Origin of the sequence: Streptomyces sp. NPDC005017, assembly GCF_042873115.1 — a bacterium.
GTDB lineage: Bacteria > Actinomycetota > Actinomycetes > Streptomycetales > Streptomycetaceae > Streptomyces.
This window is the reverse complement of record NZ_JBIALD010000001.1, coordinates 214,564-234,057: the sequence shown is the minus strand read 5'-3', so window position 1 is coordinate 234,057 and position 19,494 is coordinate 214,564. Positions and strand designations below refer to the sequence as shown.

Annotated in this window: 18 protein-coding genes; 7 read left to right on the top strand and 11 right to left on the bottom strand. The window is 71.0% G+C overall.

Annotation, left to right across the window (positions count from 1 at the left end):
- Nucleotides 1-18 precede the first annotated feature (18 nt).
- The 4 genes from msrA (at nt 19) to ACFYR0_RS00950 (ending at nt 2,673) form a co-directional block, all read left to right on the top strand.
- Nucleotides 19-684, top strand: coding sequence for a peptide-methionine (S)-S-oxide reductase MsrA (gene msrA, locus ACFYR0_RS00965; protein ID WP_389320200.1), 666 nt, complete (start codon nt 19-21; stop codon nt 682-684).
- A gap of 89 nt (nt 685-773) precedes the next feature.
- Nucleotides 774-1,364, top strand: coding sequence for a hypothetical protein (locus ACFYR0_RS00960; RefSeq protein ID WP_389320197.1), 591 nt, complete (start codon nt 774-776; stop codon nt 1,362-1,364).
- Nucleotides 1,365-1,404: 40 nt separating this feature from the next.
- Nucleotides 1,405-1,728 carry an antibiotic biosynthesis monooxygenase gene (locus ACFYR0_RS00955; protein WP_389320194.1) on the top strand — a complete coding sequence of 108 codons (324 nt, stop codon included), beginning with the start codon at nt 1,405-1,407 and terminating at the stop codon, nt 1,726-1,728.
- 312 nt (nt 1,729-2,040) lie between these two features.
- Nucleotides 2,041-2,673, top strand: a complete 633-nt coding sequence (locus ACFYR0_RS00950) for a hypothetical protein (protein ID WP_389320192.1) — start codon at nt 2,041-2,043, stop codon at nt 2,671-2,673.
- A gap of 32 nt (nt 2,674-2,705) precedes the next feature.
- Here the strand turns inward: ACFYR0_RS00950 and ACFYR0_RS00945 are convergent, their stop codons facing one another.
- Entirely contained in the window at nt 2,706-3,089 is a 384-nt protein-coding gene (locus ACFYR0_RS00945) for a VOC family protein (protein WP_389320189.1), read from the bottom strand.
- 313 nt (nt 3,090-3,402) lie between these two features.
- A complete protein-coding gene (locus tag ACFYR0_RS00940) occupies nt 3,403-4,443 on the bottom strand; it encodes an NAD(P)-dependent alcohol dehydrogenase (protein WP_389320186.1) in 1,041 nt (346 codons plus the stop codon).
- A gap of 170 nt (nt 4,444-4,613) precedes the next feature.
- Here ACFYR0_RS00940 and ACFYR0_RS00935 point away from each other — a divergent pair, with 170 nt between their 5' ends.
- Nucleotides 4,614-5,519 (top strand): helix-turn-helix domain-containing protein, encoded by a 906-nt coding sequence (locus ACFYR0_RS00935; protein ID WP_389320183.1) that lies wholly within the window; start codon nt 4,614-4,616, stop codon nt 5,517-5,519.
- Nucleotides 5,520-5,601: 82 nt separating this feature from the next.
- On the opposite strand, the gene ACFYR0_RS00930 is transcribed toward ACFYR0_RS00935, so the two are convergent.
- The 6 genes from ACFYR0_RS00930 to ACFYR0_RS00905 all read right to left on the bottom strand — a co-directional run bounded on the left by ACFYR0_RS00930 (nt 5,602) and on the right by ACFYR0_RS00905 (nt 14,423).
- Nucleotides 5,602-6,372 carry a group II truncated hemoglobin gene (locus tag ACFYR0_RS00930; protein ID WP_389320180.1) on the bottom strand — a complete coding sequence of 257 codons (771 nt, stop codon included), beginning with the start codon at nt 6,370-6,372 and terminating at the stop codon, nt 5,602-5,604.
- Nucleotides 6,373-6,520: 148 nt separating this feature from the next.
- The gene (locus ACFYR0_RS00925) at nt 6,521-9,820 is read right to left on the bottom strand and encodes a S8 family serine peptidase (protein WP_389320177.1); all 3,300 of its coding nucleotides are present in this window, start codon (nt 9,818-9,820) and stop codon (nt 6,521-6,523) included.
- A 185-nt stretch (nt 9,821-10,005) separates the two neighbouring features.
- Entirely contained in the window at nt 10,006-10,689 is a 684-nt protein-coding gene (locus ACFYR0_RS00920; RefSeq protein WP_389320174.1) for an ABC transporter ATP-binding protein, read from the bottom strand.
- A 207-nt stretch (nt 10,690-10,896) separates the two neighbouring features.
- The gene (locus ACFYR0_RS00915; RefSeq protein WP_389320172.1) at nt 10,897-12,360 is read right to left on the bottom strand and encodes an ABC transporter permease; all 1,464 of its coding nucleotides are present in this window, start codon (nt 12,358-12,360) and stop codon (nt 10,897-10,899) included.
- A 182-nt stretch (nt 12,361-12,542) separates the two neighbouring features.
- Nucleotides 12,543-13,805, bottom strand: coding sequence for an Ig-like domain-containing protein (locus ACFYR0_RS00910; RefSeq protein ID WP_389320169.1), 1,263 nt, complete (start codon nt 13,803-13,805; stop codon nt 12,543-12,545).
- Between the two features lie 210 nt (nt 13,806-14,015).
- Nucleotides 14,016-14,423 carry a hypothetical protein gene (locus tag ACFYR0_RS00905; protein ID WP_389320166.1) on the bottom strand — a complete coding sequence of 136 codons (408 nt, stop codon included), beginning with the start codon at nt 14,421-14,423 and terminating at the stop codon, nt 14,016-14,018.
- Between the two features lie 110 nt (nt 14,424-14,533).
- Here ACFYR0_RS00905 and ACFYR0_RS00900 point away from each other — a divergent pair, with 110 nt between their 5' ends.
- Nucleotides 14,534-14,836, top strand: coding sequence for a hypothetical protein (locus tag ACFYR0_RS00900; protein WP_389320164.1), 303 nt, complete (start codon nt 14,534-14,536; stop codon nt 14,834-14,836).
- Between the two features lie 46 nt (nt 14,837-14,882).
- On the top strand, nt 14,883-15,668 hold the full coding sequence (locus ACFYR0_RS00895) for a hypothetical protein (RefSeq protein WP_389320162.1): 786 nt from the start codon (nt 14,883-14,885) through the stop codon (nt 15,666-15,668).
- Nucleotides 15,669-15,741: 73 nt separating this feature from the next.
- Here the strand turns inward: ACFYR0_RS00895 and hutH are convergent, their stop codons facing one another.
- From hutH to ACFYR0_RS00880, 3 genes are all read right to left on the bottom strand, one after another.
- Nucleotides 15,742-17,280 carry a histidine ammonia-lyase gene (gene hutH, locus ACFYR0_RS00890; RefSeq protein ID WP_389321077.1) on the bottom strand — a complete coding sequence of 513 codons (1,539 nt, stop codon included), beginning with the start codon at nt 17,278-17,280 and terminating at the stop codon, nt 15,742-15,744.
- Nucleotides 17,281-17,397: 117 nt separating this feature from the next.
- Nucleotides 17,398-18,540: a diguanylate cyclase domain-containing protein gene (locus ACFYR0_RS00885; protein WP_389320159.1), complete on the bottom strand. Its 1,143-nt coding sequence runs from the start codon at nt 18,538-18,540 to the stop codon at nt 17,398-17,400.
- Between the two features lie 68 nt (nt 18,541-18,608).
- On the bottom strand, nt 18,609-19,412 hold the full coding sequence (locus ACFYR0_RS00880) for an enoyl-CoA hydratase/isomerase family protein (RefSeq protein ID WP_389320156.1): 804 nt from the start codon (nt 19,410-19,412) through the stop codon (nt 18,609-18,611).
- Between the last annotated feature and the right edge of the window lie 82 nt (nt 19,413-19,494).

The following is a 19,494-nucleotide window of genomic DNA, read 5'->3' as shown; positions in this document are numbered from 1 at the left end:
GCGACACAGGGAGACGCGATGTTCTTCGGCAGGCCCCCTCGGATGCCCACGCCCGGGCAGGCGCTCCCCGGCCGCGCGACGGCCCTCTTCGCGGTCCCGGACCGCCACACCGTCCTGGGCAACCCGCTGCTCGGCCCCTACCCCGAGGGCCTGGAGGTCGCCGACTTCGGCCTCGGCTGTTTTTGGGGCGCCGAGCGGAAGTTCTGGCAGCTCCCGTCGGGCGTGTGGACGACCCTGGTCGGCTACCAGGGCGGCTACACCGAGCACGCCACCTACGAGGAGGTCTGCTCCGGCCTGACCGGCCACACCGAGGTCGTCCGCGTGGTCCACGACCCGTCGCTGATCTCCTACGAGCGCCTCCTCAAGACCTTCTGGGAGTCCCACGACCCCACCCAGGGTTTCCGCCAGGGCAACGACGTGGGCACCCAGTACCGCTCCGCCGTCTACACCCACACCCCCGCCCAGGCCGCCACGGCGGAGGCGTCCCGCACGGCGTACCAGAAGGTCCTCGGCGAATCCGGCTACGGCGAGATCACCACCGAGATCCTCCCCGCCGCGACCCACCCCTTCTACCCGGCCGAGGGGTACCACCAGCAGTACCTCCAGAAGAACCCGGCCGGGTACTGCGGACTGGGCGGGACGGGTGTCAGCTGTCCCGTCGGGGTCACGAAGGGCGAGGGCTGACCTCGGCCGTGGCATTCGGAACGGACGCGCGGAGGGTTCGCGACGAGCGGCTCCCGCCCGCCCGGCGGCACGCCGCGCTGAGGTGTGCCGTGGGGCAGTACCGCCCGCTGGGGTTCAACGCCACCTGGGCCTACCTGAGCGCGACCGCCGTCCCCGCTCCCGACCTGCGCGCGGACCCGGCGGCGCTGCTGCGCGCGCTGGACACGCTGGAGGAGAGCCGGGCCGTCAGCATCGCGGAGACGGCCGCATTCGCCGTCCGCCGCACTGCGGAGAAGGCCGCCGGGCGACGTACTCCGTCGGCCTCCGACAAGGCTGCCCTGCGCGGACCTCGCTGGCCGAGTGCGGTGCCCCCGTCCCGGCTGGGTCTGGTCGCCGCCGTGGCGGACCGTCACAAGGCCTTCCGCGGACTCCGGTACCCCGACGAGACGCTCACCACCGACGGCGAGGGACACCGGATCGCCGGTCTGTACGCCCGGCTCGACACCTCGGCCCACGCCTATCTCTCGGCGCTCGGTCACCTCGACCGCCCGGCCGTGGAGGAACTCGCCGCCGTCGTCGACGGCATCACCGGCCACGTCCGGCCCGGCTACTCCCCCCTCAACATGCACCTGCTGCCCTGGCTCCGCTTCGCCGGCCTGCTCGCCTACGCCGCCAGGACCACCGCCGTGGGCGGGCGATGACCGGTGGGCCCGCTGAGGGGCCGCGCGCTACGCTCGGCCCATGATCTGTCGTGTGTGGCGGGGCTGGACGACCAAGGAGAACGCCGACGCGTACGAGCGCATCGTGCGCGGGGAGGTGATTCCCGGGATCGAGGAGCGGCGGATCCCCGGGTTCCTCTCGATCGACCTGGTCCGGCGGGAGCGGGACGAGGACGTCGAGTTCATGACGCTGATGTGGTTCGAGGCCCTGACGTCGATCCAGGCGTTCATGGGCGAGGACTACGAGACGGCGCACGTACCGGCGGCCGCCCGGGCGGTCCTCTCGGACTTCGACGAGCGGTCGGCGCACTACGAGGTCCTGGACCGCCGCGAACAGTCGCCCTGAGCGGGCTGCCACGGAACGCCCCGTTGTGGGTCGACCGCACCCTTCTCAAACATCGGTCTGCAAGTTCTGACGGACAACAGCTTGATGGAGTGAAGCGACTCCGATCGCATTGCGTGCGATTGCCGGGAAGTGGGAGCGTCGGTCTCCCCGGCATGACCGGCAGGAGCCAAATTGACGCATCGGGCACATCGGAATTCCCTCCTGCGCCTGGCCAGGCAGAGGCCGCGCCCGGGCACCATGCGGGTTCCCTCTCGGGCAGCGTTGCCGGATGCACCGCGGTGGCGTCAGGTCGACCTTGCGCGGTGGGCGACGATGGCAGGCGCCGCAGTGGGTATTGGAAGCCTGGTGTTCACCGGTGTCGCCACGTACTACGGAGCCAGGATCGCCCAGCAGCAGCTTGAGCAGTCCAGGAGCCAGGAAGAGGATTCGGCACGTTCCCAGGCCGCCCGCGTCGCCTACTGGGTGGAAGAGACACAGGGCCCGACCCTTGTGCATCTCACCAATCAGTCACCCGGTCCGATCACCGATGTGCGAATCGAGTTCTACTGGGCAGTACTGAAAGAGAGGCCGGGCGAGCGGTCCGTCTACGAACGAGTGAGCTTCGCGGTTCCGCTGGAAAGCATGGCGCCGTGCACCGAGGTCACCCTCAATGCGCGAGACATGAAGCGGCTCTCCGATCGAGGCTTGCCGATCAAGCTGGAGCACGTGGGCCTTTCCCTCACGGTGCAGTACGCCTCCTTCAGGGACGATAGCGGCGCGTACTGGATTCGTGACGCCGACGGCCTCACACGGGCGAAGAGCAAGGGCGAGGCCCTCCTCACGAGTCCGTCCGTTCCGCCGGCACCCGCTGGTGCCGCCCTCCGCGAATGGGGCGGGTCAATCCCCTCAAGGCCCGTGGAGAAACTTGCGCGAGCATGCGAGGCCACTGCTACGGCTGGGATCTGAGGGTCGACGTACCCTGCGTGGCCCCGGCCGCGTCACCCTCCGCTTCCGTACGGCCGCGTCAGTATCTCCAGCCTGTGGCCGTTCGGGTCGTCGAAGTACGTGCCGCGGCCGCCGTCGTTGTGGTTGATCTCGCCGGGGCGGGAGTGGGAGGGGTCGGCCCAGTAGGTCAGGCCGGCGTCGCGGATGCGGCCGAAGATGGTGTCGAAGTCGGCTTCGGAGACCAGGAACGCGTAGTGCTGCGGGGTGATCTCGCCGGGGACCTCCATGAAGTCGAGGGTGACTCCGTTGGGGATCTCGACCGGGATGAACGGGCCGTACCGCGGGCTCACTTCGAGACCGAGGACGTCGGCCAGGAAGCGGGCCGAGGCCTGCCTGTCGTGCGCGGCGACGATGGTGTGGTTGAGCTGGACGGTCATCGCGGGTGCCTCCCTGTCGCGTCGGGCCCGCCGATCCCTGCCGGCGTTCGCTGCGTCCGGGCCGGGCCGGCTGCTTCCACGCTAGGCAACCGCACCTCCCCGGCACCAGCGCCCGCGGGAGCATCCCGGTGGGCCCAGGGGCCTACGTCCCGGGTACGGCCACGGCCCTCCCCGGGCGTACGCCGAGGCCCCCGGGACGGGTACCGGGGGCCTCGGCTCGCCGGTCGGCCCAGGCGGTACGGCCACAGCGGTACGGCAGCGCGCGGTGCGGGGCGCACTGCACGCACTGCCCACTCCGCCCCGCCCGCTCGCCTCAGATCGTCGCCGTGTCGATCACGAAGCGGTAGCGGACGTCGCTTCCCAGGACGCGGGTGTACGCGTCGTTGATCTCGGTGGCGGCGATCAGCTCGATCTCGGCGCCCAGGCCGTGCGCGGCGCAGAAGTCGAGCATCTCCTGGGTCTCGGCGATGCCGCCGATCATGGAACCGGCGAGGGTCTTGCGCTGTCCGATCAGGGAGAACAGGTTGAGGCTGACCGGCTCCTCCGGGGCGCCGACGTTGACCAGCGCGCCGCCGGTCCTCAGCAGGCCCAGGTAGGCGTTGAAGTCCAGCGCCACGGAAACCGTGGAGACGATCAGGTCGAAGGTGCCGGCCAGTTCCTCGAAGGTCTTCGGGTCGCTGGTGGCGTAGTAGTGGTCGGCGCCCAGCCGGAGGCCGTCCTCCTTCTTGCGCAGGGACTGCGACAGCACCGTCACCTCGGCGCCCAGCGCGTGCGCGATCTTGACGCCCATGTGGCCGAGGCCGCCCATGCCGAGGACGGCGACCTTCTTGCCGGGGCCCGCGCCCCATTGCTTGAGCGGGGAGTAGAGGGTGATGCCGGCGCACAGCAGCGGCGCGGCCTCGTCGAGCTTCAGCCCGTCCGGGATACGCACGACGAAGTGCTCGTCGACGACGATCTTCTCGGAGTAGCCGCCGTAGGTGGGCTCGCCGTCCTTGCCGACGCCGTTGTACGTCATCACGTTGCCGCCGGTGCAGTACTGCTCCTGGCCGGCCCTGCAGTTCTCGCACTCGCGGCAGGAGTCGACCATGCAGCCGACGCCCACCCGGTCGCCGACGGCGAACTTCGTCACGCCGGGGCCGACCGCGGAGACGACTCCCGCGATCTCGTGGCCGGGCACCATCGGGAACACGGCCTCGCCCCAGCCCTCGGTGGCCTGATGGATGTCGGAGTGGCAGATGCCGGCGAACCTGATGTCGATCAGGACGTCGTGCTCACCCACCTCCCGGCGTTCGATGGTGGTCCGCTCGAGGGGAGCCTTGGCGGCGGGGGCGGCGTACGCGGCGACAGTGGTCATGCCGGGGTCTCCTAAGCAGAGTGGTCGCGTCCGGCCGCCTTCCGGCCGGGCACGTGCTCCAGCGTGCCGCCCCCGCCGGCATCCGCCCAGACCACGGCTCTGCCTACGTCCAGCGTTCCTACCACCGGCAAGGTCAGGCTTCCGGGCGTACGTACGGGAATACTGGACGCATGGACGAACAGCGCGATTCCGGCGCGGGCCTGGACCGCAGGGCCGAGCTCAGCGAGTTCCTGCGCACCCGGCGCGCCCGGCTGAAGCCGCAGGACGTGGGGCTGCCCGAGTTCGGCCGGCACCGCCGGGTGCCGGGACTGCGGCGCGAGGAGCTGGCCCAGCTCGCCGGGGTCTCCGTGGCGTACTACACGCGGCTGGAGCAGGGCAACGGACGCAATGTGTCCGCGGAGGTGCTGGACGCGATCGCCCGCGCGCTGCGGCTCACGGACGCCGAGCACGCGCATCTGACGCACCTGGCCAAGCCCAAGCAGCACAAGAAGAAGCCGGCCGCGCGCACCCAGCAGGTGCGGCCGTCGCTGAGGCAGCTGCTGGACACCATGGACGCGGTCCCGGCGTACGTCGTGGGGCGGCGCTCCGACATCCTGGCGTGGAACAGGATGGCGGCCGCGGTGTTCGGCGACTGGGCGGAGCTGCCGGCGGCGGAGCGGAACTGGGCGCGACTGGTGTTCCTGCGGCCCGACTACCGTGAGCTGTACGTGGGCTGGGAGCAGAAGGCGATCGACGTCGTCTGTCTGCTGCGGATGGAGGCCGGCTGCTACCCGGACGACTCGCGGCTGTCCGCGCTGGTGGGCGAACTGTCCGTGAAGAGCGAGGACTTCAGGCGGCTGTGGGCCACCCACGACGTCAAGGAGAAGACCCACGGCGTGAAGGAGCTGCGTCACCCGCTGGTCGGTGAACTCTCCCTGCGCTACGAGTCGTTCCGCATCGCCGACGACAGCGAGCAGTCCCTCGTCGCCTACCACGCCGACCCCGGCACGCCCTCCGCCGAGGCCCTGCGCCTGCTGGCGAGTTGGGGCTCGGACGCCACCCGGGCGGGCCAGGACCCGGCGAACCAGGCGGGCTGAATCGCCGACGGGACACCGGGCGTCACCGGCCCGGCGGCGACCGGTGTCCCGTCGGCGCGAGGCCGGCCCCCGCCCCGGCTTTTCAGCCCTGGTACGGCGGCGCGGCCCCCCACGTCCACTTCGGCACCGGCTGCTCGGCCGGAGGTACCGCGTCGGGGCCGGAGAAGTAGACCGCGAGGCGGGTGCCCCACTCCACGTAGGCGAGGAAGGCGGAGCGGAACTCCGCGTCGGTGGGGAGGCCGGCCTCGTCGGCGGCGTCCTGGATCAGATTGACCCAGCGGCGGCGCTGCGGCTCGGTGATGCCCTTGCCGAAGTGCTTGGCGACCATGTGGCCGTGGCCGCCCTGGGTCTCGGAGTAGCGGGCCGGGCCGCCGAAGACCTCGGCGAGCCAGAGGGCGACGTGCTCGGCGTGGGCGGGGTCGAGATGTGCGAAGAGGGGTGCCAGGAGGTCGTCCTCCAGCACCTTGTCGTAGAACACGGACGTCAGCCGGGAGAAGGCGTCCGCGCCGCCCGCCCAGTCGTAGAGGCTGGGGACGGCCGCGCCGCCGCCGTGCACGGGCGTCGGGGCGTAGTGCCGCATCTCCTCGATGTCGGAGACGTACGGCCGGATCTCGGCCAGGAAGCCGGGGAACAGCTCGGACTTGCGGAAGCCGTCGAGGTGGTCGGCGGTCGAGGTCCAGGTGATGCGCAGGATGTAGTGCTCGGAGTCCTCCTCGCAGCGGGTGAGTTCGTAGTCGACGCACTGGGGGGCCGCCGCCAGGTGCGGCGCGGCGCGGGTGTAGGCGGCCAGGAACCCGGCCGAACGCTCTTCGGGAATGCGGTACCGGATGTACTCCACGGTGTGAGCCGTCATGGGGTCACACAAACACGAACGGCCCGCCGGAAGCTCTGCTTCCTGCGGGCCGTTCGCTCACAGCTCAGGCTCGGAGAGCCCTTGGCTCAGGCTCGGAGAGCCCTTGGGCTAACAGAGCCCTCGTCTCAGAGAGCCGGAGCCACACCGCTCACTTGCCGTAGTAGGCGTTGTAGATCGACAGCGTCGACTTGTTGTTCTTCTTGTCCGTGATCTTGGCGTGGAAGGAGACACCCTTGTTCTTGGCGGGGTTCTTCACCTTGATCTTGCCGTTGGTCACGGTGACCTTCTTCCAGGTCTGCCCGTAGTCGTACGACACGTACACCGCGAGCGACTTGAGGTTGGTGCCGCGCGCCGCGCCCTCGACGGAGACCGGGATGGTCTGCGTCAGGCCCGCCGTGACACGGCCGTCGGAGCCGGTCTTGGCGTTGAAGCGGACGCTGGAGGCCGGCAGGGCCACCATGTCGTCGGTGCCGGGCTTCTTGGAGCGGAAGGTCCAGCTGGCGTCGATCCGGGTGGAGGCGGCCGCGACCTTGACGCTGCGCTTGACCGAGGTGGTCAGGCGGTACTCGGCGTCGGTGGACGGAACCGAGAACTCCTTCTCACCGAACAGCGGGTCGTTGTGCGTTCCGACCTTGACGCCGTTGCGGTAGAGGGTGGTGGCCACCGCGGTGAAGTCCGAGGACCCGGGGTGACCCGCGGAGTCGGCGTACAGCGGCAGCACGCCGCCGATCTTGTTGCCGGCGCGGTACAGGCCGTAGTCGGCGGTCAGCTTGGGACCGAAGACCGGCTTGTTGAAGGTGGTGGTGTAGGTCTTGCCCGCCGTGTAGGCCTTCAGGGCGTCGCTGGTGTAGAAGGCCTCGGTGATCGGGTTGCCCTCGGCGTCCTTGCCGCGGTACTGCTCGAAGTCGGTGCCCCAGACGATGCCGCCGGCCGTGGACACGTGCACCGTGCGCGTGCCGGGCAGCTTCTGCTCCACCGGGATGCCCATGACGAACGCCTGCGGGAAGAGGCCGTAGACGCTGAGCGCACCGGTCTTGCCGGGCGTGGCCGCGGCGAGGATGTTCTTCAGGGTGGCGAGCTCGGTGGTCTTGAAGTGCTTGACCTTGTCGCCCACGATCTTGGTGCCGTTGGCGGTCAGGGCCACGTCCCACTCGGTGCCGGTGCCCTTGGTCCACTGGCCGTTCCAGGTCTGGTTCAGACCGGTGACCGTGGGGCCGAGGTGGGCCATGCGCAGGTCGGCGAAGGACGGACCCATGAAGCCGATGCCGAAGCCGCCGGTGTCGTAGGAGTAGTTGATCGTCGCCGACAGCGGCTTGGCCGTGGCGTCGGGCACCGTGATGTCCGCCGCCTTGCCGGTACGGGCGTCGAGCGTCAGCGTGGCGTTCCTGGTGACGCTCAGCCTCGGCTGGACCAGCCAGTCGAGGCCGCCCTCGAAGGTGACGAAGTCCTTCACGATCCAGGCGTCGAGGCCGTACGTGCCGCGGGGCAGACGCAGGGTGGTGACACCGGACTCGGCCTGCGGGACGTCGACGACACGGCCGGAGCCGACGCCGCTGTAGCCGAGCAGGACGGTGCTGTACTTCGACGTCGGCAGGCCGTCCCTGCCGATGTGCTTGACGGTGACGTCGTAGGACTCGATCTCACGGTTGACCGCGGCGGCCGTGCGGACGGTCTGCCCGCCGCCGGTCGCGACCACGTACGCGGAGTACGCGCCGTCGACGGTGCCGCCGAGGCGGGTGTCGGCGGTGACGTTCACGGAGGCCGTGCCGCCCGCCGGGACCGTCACGGTGGAGGCGCTCAGCTTGAAGAAGCCGGCCGGGGCCGCGGCGCCGTTCGGGTTGGTGGCGGTGGCCTTGAGGGCCAGCGTCACGTCCGTGGTGCCGAGGTTGCGGTACGTCAGCGGCTTGGTGACCGGCGTGTCGTCGGTGTGCGGCCACTGCTGGGTGCCGAGGCTGACCGACACCGGCTCGGCGACGACGGTCTGCTTGAGGGCCTTGTCGATCTGGATGCGGCCCGAACCCTGCTGGAACGCGGTGTACTTCCCGCCCTTGGTGGAGGCGGTGAGCGCGCCCTTGATCTGGGTGTACGTCCAGGTCGGGTGCTGCTGCTTGAGGATCGCGGCGGCGCCCGCGACGTGCGGGGTGGCCATCGAGGTACCGGAGATGGTCAGGTAGCCGGCCGGGTTCTCGCCGACCTCCTGCGCGATGACGCTGCCCTTGGCGGACGCGGCGGTGATGTCCACGCCCGGACCGGTGACGTCCGGCTTGATGGCACCGTCGCCGGCGCGCGGGCCGGTGGAGGAGAACGGGGCGAGCACGTCCGCGTCGTCGACCGCGCCGACGGTGAGCGCGGAGTCCGCGCTGCCCGGCGAACCGACCGACTCCGGGCCGGAGTTGCCGGCCGCGATCGCGAACAGGATGCCCTTCTCGGCGGAGAACTTGTCGACCGCCGCCTCCAGCGGGTCGACACCGGGTCCGTCCGGGCCGCCGAGGCTGAGGTTGACGACGTCGGCGCCTTCGGCGGCGGCCCACTCGATGCCGGCGATGATGCCGGAGTCGTCACCGGAGCCGGAGTCGTCGAGGACCTTGCCGTTGAGGACGGTCGCGCCCGGCGCCACCCCCTTGTACTTGCCGCCCGACTTGGCGCCGGTACCGGCCGCGATGGACGCGACGTGGGTGCCGTGGCCGAACTTGTCGGAGGCGTCGGCGGCGGGCGTGAAGTTCTTCGACGCCGTCACCTGGGTCTTCAGGTCCGGGTGGGTGGTGTCCACACCGGTGTCCAGCACGGCGATCTTGACGCCCTTGCCGGTGTACCCGGCGGCCCAGGCGACGGGAGCGCCGATCTGCTTGGTGGACTTGTCGAGCGTGACCCGGCGGACGCCGTCGAGCCAGACGTGCGCGACACCGGCGGCGGTCTTGTCGCCGTTGGTGACCGCGTCCCACAGCTCGGGGGTGTCCGACTCGGGGGTCTGCACCGCGTCGGCGTTCAGGGTGCCGAGGCTGCGGCGCAGGGTGCCCGCGTCACGGACGTCGGCCTTGGCGGCCGAGGCGGCCCCCTTGTAGCCGACGATGACCTTCAGGCCGTTCCTCTGGGACTTGCGGGTGGCGGACTTGTTCAGTTCGGTGATGTCGAACAGCCGCTGGTCCAGCTTGCCTTCGGCGACCAGACGCGCCGCGTCGGCGGGGATGACCAGCGTGTGGCCCTGGAACTTGCGAACCGACACGGGTATGTTCTCGCGGCCCTCGGCGCGCTGGAGGCCGACGATCCGGCCCTTGGCGTCGACGGAGACACGGTCACCCGTGATCAGCGTGATGCGGTGGTGAGCCGTCAGCTTGGCCGCGGCCTCCCGGTGCTGCGACTCGGCGTCGGCCGCCGCCGGGCTGGTCAGACCCGCGGCGAGCGCAACGGCCGCGGCGCCTGCGACAGTTGCCGCACCGACCTTTTTCACTTGTCTGCGCAAGACTCCCCCTGGGAGATCGAATGCCGGGCGAATTCCCCGTTCACCCGGCCGGGGGCCATCCCGTACACACGCGCGTACACCCCCCGGAGGACGAAGTATGCCGGGAGGTGATCAGCGGCCTCAACAAGGGGTCTGTCACGAGTCCGTCATAAAAGCGGGTGACAGCAGCGATTTCAGGACACAGCGCGCTCGGTGACCGTAATGGCCCCCTTGCGGATGGTCGCGAGCCGGGGTGCCCGCCCGGCGATGGCGGAGTCGTGGGTGACCATCACGAAGGTCAGCCCGTGCTCCTTCCACATCGTCTCCAGCACGTCCATCACCTCGTCGCGCATCGACTCGTCGAGGTTGCCGGTGGGCTCGTCGGCGAGCAGCACCTTGGGGCGCTTGACGAGCGCGCGGGCGATGGCGACGCGCTGCTGCTGGCCGCCGGACATCTCCCCGGGCAGATGCCCGAGACGTTCGCCCAGGCCGACCGACTCCAGTGCCCCGGCGGCGCGTTCGCGGCGCTCCTTGGCCTTCACGCCGAGCGGGACGAGGGCCGTCTCCACGTTCTCCTGGGCGGTGAGGGTGGGGACGAGGTTGAAGCTCTGGAAGACGAAGCCGATGTTCTCGCTGCGTACGCGGGTGAGGCGGGCCTCGGGCAGGGCGGCGAGGTCGGTGCCGTCGAGGACGACCTGGCCCGAGGTCGGGCGGTCGAGACCGCCGAGCATCTGGAGCAGGGTGGACTTGCCGCCGCCGGTGGGACCCTGGATGACGAGGCGGTCCCCGTCGGCGATGGTGAGGTCGATGCCGGCCAGGGCCTTCACGGTCTCCTTGCCTCGCGTGTAGTGCTTGGTCACTGCGGTGAGGTCGTACATGGTGTTCCTTCGTCTGCGGGATTTCGGTGGCTGGTCGCGCCCACGCGGCGCAGCCGTACGTCGGTACGGCCCCGCCCCCTGGGCCGGGCGGTCGGACCCCCCTCACGGCAACAGGGCACGCGCCGGACCGTGCCGCGCCCACGCGGCGCAGCCCCACGTCGGTACGGCCCCGCGCCGCTGAAAGCGGGGCGGCTGCGGCCCCGCCCGTCACTCGACGCGGCGGAGGGCGTCGGCGGGGCGCAGCCGCGATGCCCGCCAGCCTCCGAAGGCGCCCGCGATCAGGCCGCCGGTCACCGCGAGCCCGACCGCGAGGGCGATGGTCGTCAGGCTGACCGGCGCGGTCAGGGCGACTTCGAGGGACCTGCCCGCGGACTGGGGGCCGCCGGGGCCGCCCAGCACCAGGCCCGGTCCGCCCTGGCCCGGGCCACCGCCGGTGGCGCCGCCGAGGTCGGCCTCCAGCGTCGGGCTCACCGCCGTCACCGCGTACGCCCCCGCCAGGCCGAGGGCGATGCCGAGGGCGCCGCCCACCAGGCCGTTGACGACGGCCTCGCCGACCACCTGGCCGGTGACCCGGCCCGAGCGCCAGCCGAGGGCCTTGAGGGTGCCGAACTCCCGCACCCGGCGGGAGACCGCCGAGGAGGTGAGCAGTCCGGCCACCAGGAACGCGGCGACCAGGACCGCGACGGACAGCCACTTGCCGACCTTCGTGGCGAGGCCGGAGGCGGTGGACAGGGAGCCGGACACGGTGTCGGCGAGGTCGGCGGACGTCGTCACCGTCGTGCCCGGGACGTTCTTGCTGACGGCGGACTTGACGGCGTCGATCCGCTGGGAGTCGGTGGCCTTGACGTAGATCGTGGTGACCTTGTTCTTCGCGCCGGCGAGGGTCTGGGCCTGTGTCAGCGGGATGTACAGGTTGGCCGCGGAGTCGCCGCTGTCGGCGGTCGCGACGCCGATCACCTTGTACTCGACGCCCTTGACGGTGACGGTCGAACCGACCTCGTACTTCTTCTCCTTGGCGTACGCCGAGTCGACCACGGCGACCCTGCTGTTCGTCTCGGTGGTCTTGAAGGTACGGCCGCTGGTGATCTTCGAGGAGGTCAGCGGGCCGAGGGCGGGCTCGGTGACGTCGGTGCCGTAGACGGAGAAGTTGTTGACGCCGAAGTCGGCGCCGCCGCCCTCCACCCGGCCCTGCGGGGCCTGCTGCCCGGCTTCGGGGCCGCCGCCCTGGCCGCCGCCCTCCTGCTGCTGGAACTGGCCGCGGGTGAACTCGCCGCTGACCCTGATGACCTGGAGGCTGAGCCCGCCGACCGCGTCCGCGACACCGTCCTGGTCCGCGACCTTGCCGACGGTGGAGGAGGCGAGGGTCTGGAAGCCCTGGACCATGACGCGGTCGCTGCTCTGCTCGTCCTCGGAGTCGTCGTCGCGGGCGTCGAAGCGGAAGCGGGGGCCGCCGCCCTGCTCGCCGGTCCGGGCCGCGGCGGCCTTGGTGACCGTCATGTCGGTGCCGAGCCCGTACAGCGACTGGAGGACCTTGTCCTGCGCCCTGCTCATGCCGGAGGACACGGAGGTGACCACGATGACGAGCGCGATGCCCAGCGCGAGGCCGGAGGCGACGACGAGGGCCGCCTTTCTGCGGCGGCGCAGTTCGCGCCTCAGGTAGGTGAAGAACATGCGCCGCAAGCTAGAGAGGCACCCTGATGGACTGATAAGTGCCGCATAAGAGGAGTATGAGAACCCCTGACGGAGCGTCACAGCAACCCCACAGCACGCACCCGGAAGGGGCGAGCCAGGAAGGCCGGAAAACGCCGATGCCGCCCTCGGGGAGGGCGGCATCGGCAGGGCTTCGTGCGGGATCAGACGGCGGAGCCGGCCTTCCACTGCGCCCAGTCCAGGTTCCAGCCGTTGAGGCCGTTGTCCGGGGAGACGGTCTTGTCGCCGGTGTTCTGCACGACGACCACGTCACCGACGATCGAGTTGTTGAAGAACCACGCGGCCTCGGTGTTCGGGTCGCCGGCACCCTTGGTGTCGTTCAGGCCGACACAGCCGTGGCTGGTGTTGACGTTGCCGAAGACCGAGTCGGCACCCCAGTAGTTGCCGTGGATGAAGGTGCCCGAGGTGGTCAGGCGCATGGCGTGGGGCACGTCCTTGATGTCGTACTCGCCCTTGCCGTCGTCGTCGGTGAAGCCGACGGTGGCGCCGTTCATCCGGGTCTCCTTGAACTTCTCGGAGATCACCATCTGACCTTCGTAGGTCTTGTTCTCGGGCGAGCCGGCGGAGATCGGGATGGTCTTGACGACCTTGCCGTTCCGCGTGATCTTCATCTGCTTGCTGTTGGCGTCGACGATCGAGACCTGGTTGCGGCCGATCTTGAAGGTGACCGTCTTCTGCTGGACACCCAACACACCGTCCGCGCCCTCGACACCGTCGAGCGCGAGCTTCAGCGTGACGGTGGAGTTCTCGGTCCAGTAGTTCTCGGGGCGGAAGTCCAGGCGGTTGGCGTTGAACCAGTGGCCGACGACCTCCTGCCCGCTGCTGGAGCTGACGGTGATGCCCTTCTGGACGTCCGCCTTGTTGGTGATCGCCTTGTCGAAGTTGATCGAGACCGGCATGCCGACGCCGACGGTGGAGCCGTCCTCGGGCGTGAAGCTGCCGATGAAGCTGTTGTCCGGGGAGACCGTGGTGAAGGAGGCGTTCTCGTGGGCGTCACGGCCCTTCGCGTCCTTCGCGGTCACCGCGATCTTGTAGGTCGTCGAGCGCTCGAGCTGGGCGCTGGGCTTCCAGCTGGTCTTGTCGGCGGATATCTCGCCGGAGACCTCCGTGCCGTCCGAGGTGGTCATCGACACCTCGGTGAGCGTGCCCTTGCTCACGGTGACAGCGGCGGAGTTGTTGATGGAGGCGTTGGCCGTGCCGTCCTTGGGCGTGATCTTGATCTGGGCCTCGGAGGTCTTCTGCGCCGCCGCCTCGTCGACCTTGGCCTGCGAGGTGTCGCCACCCCCGTCGGCCTTGGCCTCGTCGCCGCCGGAGCAGGCCGAGAGCACCAGAACACCGCCGAGCAGTGCGGACGCGACCGTCAGGCCCCTGCGCCGCTTACTGTTCGTCATCACACGCTTCTCCATCGTTGCCGATTCCCCAGTAACCCCGGGAGTTCCCCGCCGTGAGCTATCAACGCTACGACCGGTTCGTCCCGTTCCACATGCCCTGATCGTGTGGGGCACGCCACTTCCCGCCAGGGCCGGTGGTAACGGCTGTCGGTCGGTGCGTCCCCTGAGACGACGAAACCCCGGACGACGGTTGCCGTCCAGGGTCACGATTTCCCCACAACCGGCTCAGCGCGACGCGCGTTCCCCGTCGCCCTTGTCGTCCGTCTCCTCTTCGCCCTCTTCGCCTTCGTCGCCCTCTTCGTACTCCTCGAACTCCTCCTCGCCATCATCCTCGTCCAGATCCCAGTCCGGAGAGTCGGGGTCGTACTCGATCAGCTCGCTGCTCCAGGAGGCCTGCTGGAGCTCGACCCCGGGCACCTCGCCCACCAGGTCGAACGGGTCCACCAGGTAGGCGAGCGCCTCGGCTGTGTCTTCCCTCACCGCGCTCTCGGCATGCGCACGCTCGGAGCCGGGCATCTCCCCGTCCTCCGCGACACGCTCCAGCGCCGCCTCCGTGACCGCGTCCACGTCGTCCACCTCGAGGACGAGTTCGACGCGAAGCCGTACAAAACGTGATGTCTCTGGGGTGCTCATGCCCCGGAGCGTACGGCCGGCACCCGAGATGGCTTTCCCGCGACCCGCCCCTTTCATTAGCATCGCTGCACACGGCCAATTCGCCAGCGTCACAAGGGGATCGATATTCCGTGTCATCCGCTCGCCGTCCGTTGCTGACCGCCACCGCCGCGGCAAGCCTGCTGGGCGCCCTGTGGTTCGTCCCGTCCGCGAACGCGACGGGCGACTCCGCCGCGGGACGCCCGCCCGCGGCGACCACGACGACGCAGGCCAGAGCCGTCGCCGCGAGCACCGAGAGCTCGTCCGGCGGCACCGAACTCGCCGACACCGGAAGCTTCGACAGCACGCCCTATGTCGTGGGCGGCACGTTCTGCCTCACGCTCGGCGCCGGGTTCGTGGTGTATTCGGTGCGAAGAGAGCGGCTTGGGTTCTGAATACCTCAGCTTGACTCGTGTTTGACCGAACACTCATAGTCCGCTCATGAACAGATCAACGGGGGCGCGTCTGTGCGCCACGGCTGTCGTCGGCGCGCTGTCGCTGGCGCTGCTCACGGGGTGCTCGGACAGCGGCTCGGACGACACCAAGGGTTCCGGCGGCAACGGCAAGACGTACAGCAAGGCCGAGCTGGACAAGCTGCTCATCGCACAGGGCGACGTCGACGGCTACAAGGTCGAGCCGGTCGAGGACTCGCTCAAGTCCGACAAGAAGAAGCTCAAGGGCGACGAGAAGTGCCTGCCGCTCATCTACGTCATGAGCGGGCTCGCGCCGACGGACGCGCCGGCCGAGGCCAACACCATGGCCTCGCAGGAGAAGAAGCCGAGCGACGCCGCCTCCAAGTCCGTCGAGGACCTGGCGGAGGGCGAGATCGAGGACGCCATGGCCGAGGCCCTGAACGCCGACGTGACGGTCGTCGCGCTGTCCTCGTACGAGGGTGACGGCGCCTCGGAGGCCTTCAAGAAGGTCTCCGAGGCGGTCAAGGACTGCTCGGGCGGCTTCGAGGTCTCCGACGGCGGCGAGCCGACGAAGATGACCAAGGTCGCCGAGGAGGACGCGGTCGGCGCCGGCGGGGACGAGACGCTGGCCTTCGTCACGACCGGCGAGATGGACGCGGAGGCCGGCCAGACCGGCACGGTCCACACCCAGGTCGTGCGGCACGGCAACACCCTCGCCTCGTACTTCACGATGAACATCGGCGCGATGATGAGCGAGAAGCAGTACAAGGTCCCGGCGCCGGTCGTCGACGCCCAGGCCGGCAAGCTCAAGTAACACGGCACGTACTCGCCGAAGGGCCCCGTCCGCGGTCGCGGACGGGGCCCTTCGGCATGCGCGGGGCGGGCCGCTAGCGCAGCGGGCCGGTCACCGTCTCCGCCGCCGTGACCAGGGAGCCGTCGCGGACGAAGGCGTCCGCCGCGGCCAGGTCGGGCGCGAGGAAGCGGTCCGGGCCGGGGCCTCCGACGCCGGCCGCGCGGGCGGCGTCGATGACGGCACGGCTGGCCGGGGCCGGGGCGAGGCCCTCGCGCAGCTCGACCGCGCGGGCGGCGGCGTAGAGCTCGACGGCGAGGACGCGGGTCAGGTTGCCGACGGCCGTGCGCAGCTTGCGCGCCGCCGACCAGCCCATGGAGACGTGGTCCTCCTGCATCGCCGAGGACGGGATGGAGTCGGCCGAGGCGGGCACGGCCAGCCGCTTCATCTCGCTGACCAGGGCGGCCTGGGTGTACTGGGCGATCATCAGGCCGGAGTCGACACCGGCGTCGTCCGCGAGGAACGGCGGCAGGCCGTGGCTGCGGTTCTTGTCCAGCAGCCGGTCGGTGCGGCGCTCGGCGATGGACGCCAGGTCGGCGGCGGCGATGGCGAGGAAGTCCAGCACGTAGGCGACGGGCGCGCCGTGGAAGTTGCCGTTGGACTCCACCCTGCCGTCGGGCAGGACGACCGGGTTGTCGACGGCCGAGGCCAGCTCGCGCTCGGCGACCAGACGGGCGTGCGCGAGGGTGTCGCGGCCGGCGCCGGCCACCTGCGGGGCGCAGCGCACCGAGTAGGCGTCCTGCACGCGCGGGGCGTCGTCCTGGTGGTGCCCGGTGAGGCCGGAGCCCTTGAGCACGGCCAGCATGTTCGCGGCCGAGTCGCCCTGGCCCGGGTGCGGGCGGATGGCGTGCAGCTCGGGCGCGAGGACCTTGTCGGTGCCGAGCAGGGCCTCCAGGGAGAGGGCGGCGGTGACGTCGGCCGTCTTGTAGAGGGTGTCGAGGTCGGCGAGGGCCATGATCAGCATGCCGAGCATGCCGTCGGTGCCGTTGAGCAGGGCGAGGCCCTCCTTCTCGCGCAGCTCGACGGGGGCGAGGCCGTGCTCGGCGAGCAGTTCGCCGGCGGGGCGGACGGTGCCGTCCGGGCCCTCCGCGTCGCCCTCGCCCATCAGCGTCAGGGCGCAGTGGGACAGCGGGGCCAGGTCGCCGGAGCAGCCGAGCGAGCCGTATTCGTGCACGACCGGGGTGATGCCGGCGTTGAGCAGGTCCGCCATGGCCTGCGCGACCTCGGGGCGGACACCGGTGTGACCGGAGCAGACGGTCTTCAGCCGCAGGAACATCAGCGCGCGCACGACCTCGCGCTCGACGCGCGGGCCCATGCCGGCCGCGTGCGAGCGGACGATGTTGCGCTGGAGCTGGGCGCGCAGTTCCGCGCTGATGTGCCGGGTCGCCAGGGCGCCGAAGCCGGTGCTCACGCCGTAGACCGGCTCGGGCTTGGCGGCCAGCGCGTCCACGATCTCGCGCGCCGCCGCGAGGGCCGCCACCGCCTGCTCGGAGAGCTCGACGCGGGCGCCGCCGCGCGCGACGGCCAGAACGTCGGACGCGGTCGTGCCGGAGGTCCCCACCACCACAGTGTGCATATCCATATTCAGGAGCGTACGCAGTGAATTCGAAAATGTCACCAGTGGCCACGGGGTTCGCCCCTTACCGACCGGACCCCCGCGACCCGCCGACCGGACCCCCCGCCGGTACGTCCGTCAGCTGCGGCCGCGGAAGCTGCGGCGCTCCGCCCCCGCCTCCCGGGAGGGCGCGTCCGCCAGCCGGACGACCGGATCGTCCGGGCCCGCCCGGCCGGCCACCACCGGTCTCGCCGCGCGCACCGCCTTGGCCCGGTACTGGGCGGCGTCCGCGAGCCGGAACAGCCGGCGGGCCGAGCGCACCGGACCGATCGGGTCCTCGGTGGACGCCACCCCGCAGGCCACCCCGTCGCCCAGTTCCAGTTCGGCGGCCCGGCGGCACAGCTCGTCGGCGACCTTCACCACGTCGTCCGCGGGCGGGCCGGCCGCCACCAGACAGAACTCGTCCCCGCCCAGCCGGGCCGCCAGCGTGCCCGGCAGCATCGCGCCGCACAGCGACAGCACCGAGCCGAAGCGTTCCAGCAGCCGGTCGCCGACGGCGTGGCCCTGGCTGTCGTTGACCCGCTTGAGGCCGTTGAGGTCGCAGACCACGAGGCTGACGACGACACCCTCGGCGCGGTACCGCTCGATCGCCTCCTCCAGGCGCATGTCGACGGCCCGGCGGTTGGCGAGGCCGGTCAGCGCGTCGGTGAAGGCCAGCCGGCGGGCCTCCTCCAGCCGCTCGGTCTGCGCGATGCCCGCGGCGACGACGGCGGCCAGCACGGTGGCGAACCCGGCGTCGGACGGCTCGAAGACGTCGGCTCCCGCCGGGCGCGCCACATACAGCTCGCCCCACGCCCGCCCGTGCAGCACGACCGGGGCGACGACACAGCTGCCCCGGCCCCGGCGGCGCAGCGCGGCGACCCGCTGGTGCACATAGCCGGGGCGGCCCGCGGCGGGACCGTCCGCGGTCTCCACCCAGGCGTGGGGACCGCCCCCGCCCGCCCAGCGCTCATGGAGGAACTCGGTGATCTCCGGGAACTGATGGACGGGGTACGTCTCGTCGTCGGGGAACTCCACCTCACCGGCGGCGCGCTCCCCCACGTTCACCAGGACCCGCAGGCGGCCGAGGTCCCGCTCCCACACCGACAGGGCGGCGAAGCTTCCGTCCAGGGCGTGGCAGGCACCGTGCGCCGCCGCGTGCCAGGACTCGCGTGGAGTGTGGGCCGCCGCCATGCCCTGCGCCAGCGCGACCACCGCCGACAGTCGCTCGTCCTCGCCCATTGCTCCAGGTTAGGGACCTTTTTCTCGCTATGGGGTGTTTGTGTGGCGAACAGGTGGGGAAACCCGCCTCACTCGCCCGGCCACCGGGGCTTGCGCTTCTCGTTGAACGCCCGCACGCCCTCCGCCCGGTCCCCGGAGAAGGCGACCGAGCGCCAGGCCGCGTCCTCCACCTCCAGGCCCGCCCGGAGGTCCAGGCCGTGCCCCAGACGCAGGGCACGCTTGGCGGCCCTGAGGCCCACCGGGGAGTTCCCGGCGATCCGGGCGGCGAGGGCGAGGGCCTCCTCGCGGTCCCGGCCGTCGTCGACGAGGACGTCGACCAGTCCGAGCTCGCGCGCCTCCCCGGCCTCCACACGGCGGGCCGTGAAGATCAGCTCGGCCGCCCGCGCCGCGCCCACCCGGCGCGGCAGGAGCTGGGTGCCGCCGCCGCCCGGGATGACGCCCACCGAGACCTCCGGCAGCCCCACCACGGCCGTGCCGTCGGCCACGATCACATCGCAGGACAGGGCCAGCTCGAAGCCGCCGCCGAGCGCGAACCCGTGCACCGCGGCGACCGTCGGCACGGGCAGCTCCAGGACTCCCGTGTAGGCGCCGCGCGCGACCGGGCGCTGGCGGACCAGCTCGGCGTCGGTGAAGGAGTTCCGCTCCTTCAGGTCGGCCCCGACGCAGAAGGCGCGCTCGTGCGTGGAGGTCACCACCACGACGCGCACCTCGCGGTCGGCGCCCAGCGCCGCGCAGGCCTCGCCGATGGAGCGGGCCATCTCGCTCGACACGGCGTTCATCGCCTTGGGCCGGTCCAGGGCCAGCTCGGCCACATGGCCGCCGTCCCCGTGCCGCCGTACGGCCACGAACTCCCCGAACCGCTCCTCGCCCATGACGCCCTCCGGTTAACGCGGGTTAACACCAACGCCCCAGATCATCGCAGCCGGCCCCGGCTGAGCCAAGGGGGAAAGGACC

What these genes read in the sequence shown, in the direction of transcription:
- msrA (WP_389320200.1), top strand. Translation starts at nt 19, where the DNA reads ATGTTCTTCGGCAGGCCCCCTCGGATGCCCACGCCCGGGCAGGCGCTC.
- ACFYR0_RS00955 (WP_389320194.1), top strand. Translation starts at nt 1,405, where the DNA reads ATGATCTGTCGTGTGTGGCGGGGCTGGACGACCAAGGAGAACGCCGAC.
- ACFYR0_RS00950 (WP_389320192.1), top strand. Translation starts at nt 2,041, where the DNA reads ATGGCAGGCGCCGCAGTGGGTATTGGAAGCCTGGTGTTCACCGGTGTC.
- ACFYR0_RS00945 (WP_389320189.1), bottom strand. Translation starts at nt 3,089, where the DNA reads ATGACCGTCCAGCTCAACCACACCATCGTCGCCGCGCACGACAGGCAG.
- ACFYR0_RS00940 (WP_389320186.1), bottom strand. Translation starts at nt 4,443, where the DNA reads ATGACCACTGTCGCCGCGTACGCCGCCCCCGCCGCCAAGGCTCCCCTC.
- ACFYR0_RS00935 (WP_389320183.1), top strand. Translation starts at nt 4,614, where the DNA reads ATGGACGAACAGCGCGATTCCGGCGCGGGCCTGGACCGCAGGGCCGAG.
- ACFYR0_RS00930 (WP_389320180.1), bottom strand. Translation starts at nt 6,372, where the DNA reads ATGACGGCTCACACCGTGGAGTACATCCGGTACCGCATTCCCGAAGAG.
- ACFYR0_RS00920 (WP_389320174.1), bottom strand. Translation starts at nt 10,689, where the DNA reads ATGTACGACCTCACCGCAGTGACCAAGCACTACACGCGAGGCAAGGAG.
- ACFYR0_RS00915 (WP_389320172.1), bottom strand. Translation starts at nt 12,360, where the DNA reads ATGTTCTTCACCTACCTGAGGCGCGAACTGCGCCGCCGCAGAAAGGCG.
- ACFYR0_RS00910 (WP_389320169.1), bottom strand. Translation starts at nt 13,805, where the DNA reads ATGGAGAAGCGTGTGATGACGAACAGTAAGCGGCGCAGGGGCCTGACG.
- ACFYR0_RS00905 (WP_389320166.1), bottom strand. Translation starts at nt 14,423, where the DNA reads ATGAGCACCCCAGAGACATCACGTTTTGTACGGCTTCGCGTCGAACTC.
- ACFYR0_RS00895 (WP_389320162.1), top strand. Translation starts at nt 14,883, where the DNA reads ATGAACAGATCAACGGGGGCGCGTCTGTGCGCCACGGCTGTCGTCGGC.
- hutH (WP_389321077.1), bottom strand. Translation starts at nt 17,280, where the DNA reads ATGCACACTGTGGTGGTGGGGACCTCCGGCACGACCGCGTCCGACGTT.
- ACFYR0_RS00885 (WP_389320159.1), bottom strand. Translation starts at nt 18,540, where the DNA reads ATGGGCGAGGACGAGCGACTGTCGGCGGTGGTCGCGCTGGCGCAGGGC.
- ACFYR0_RS00880 (WP_389320156.1), bottom strand. Translation starts at nt 19,412, where the DNA reads ATGGGCGAGGAGCGGTTCGGGGAGTTCGTGGCCGTACGGCGGCACGGG.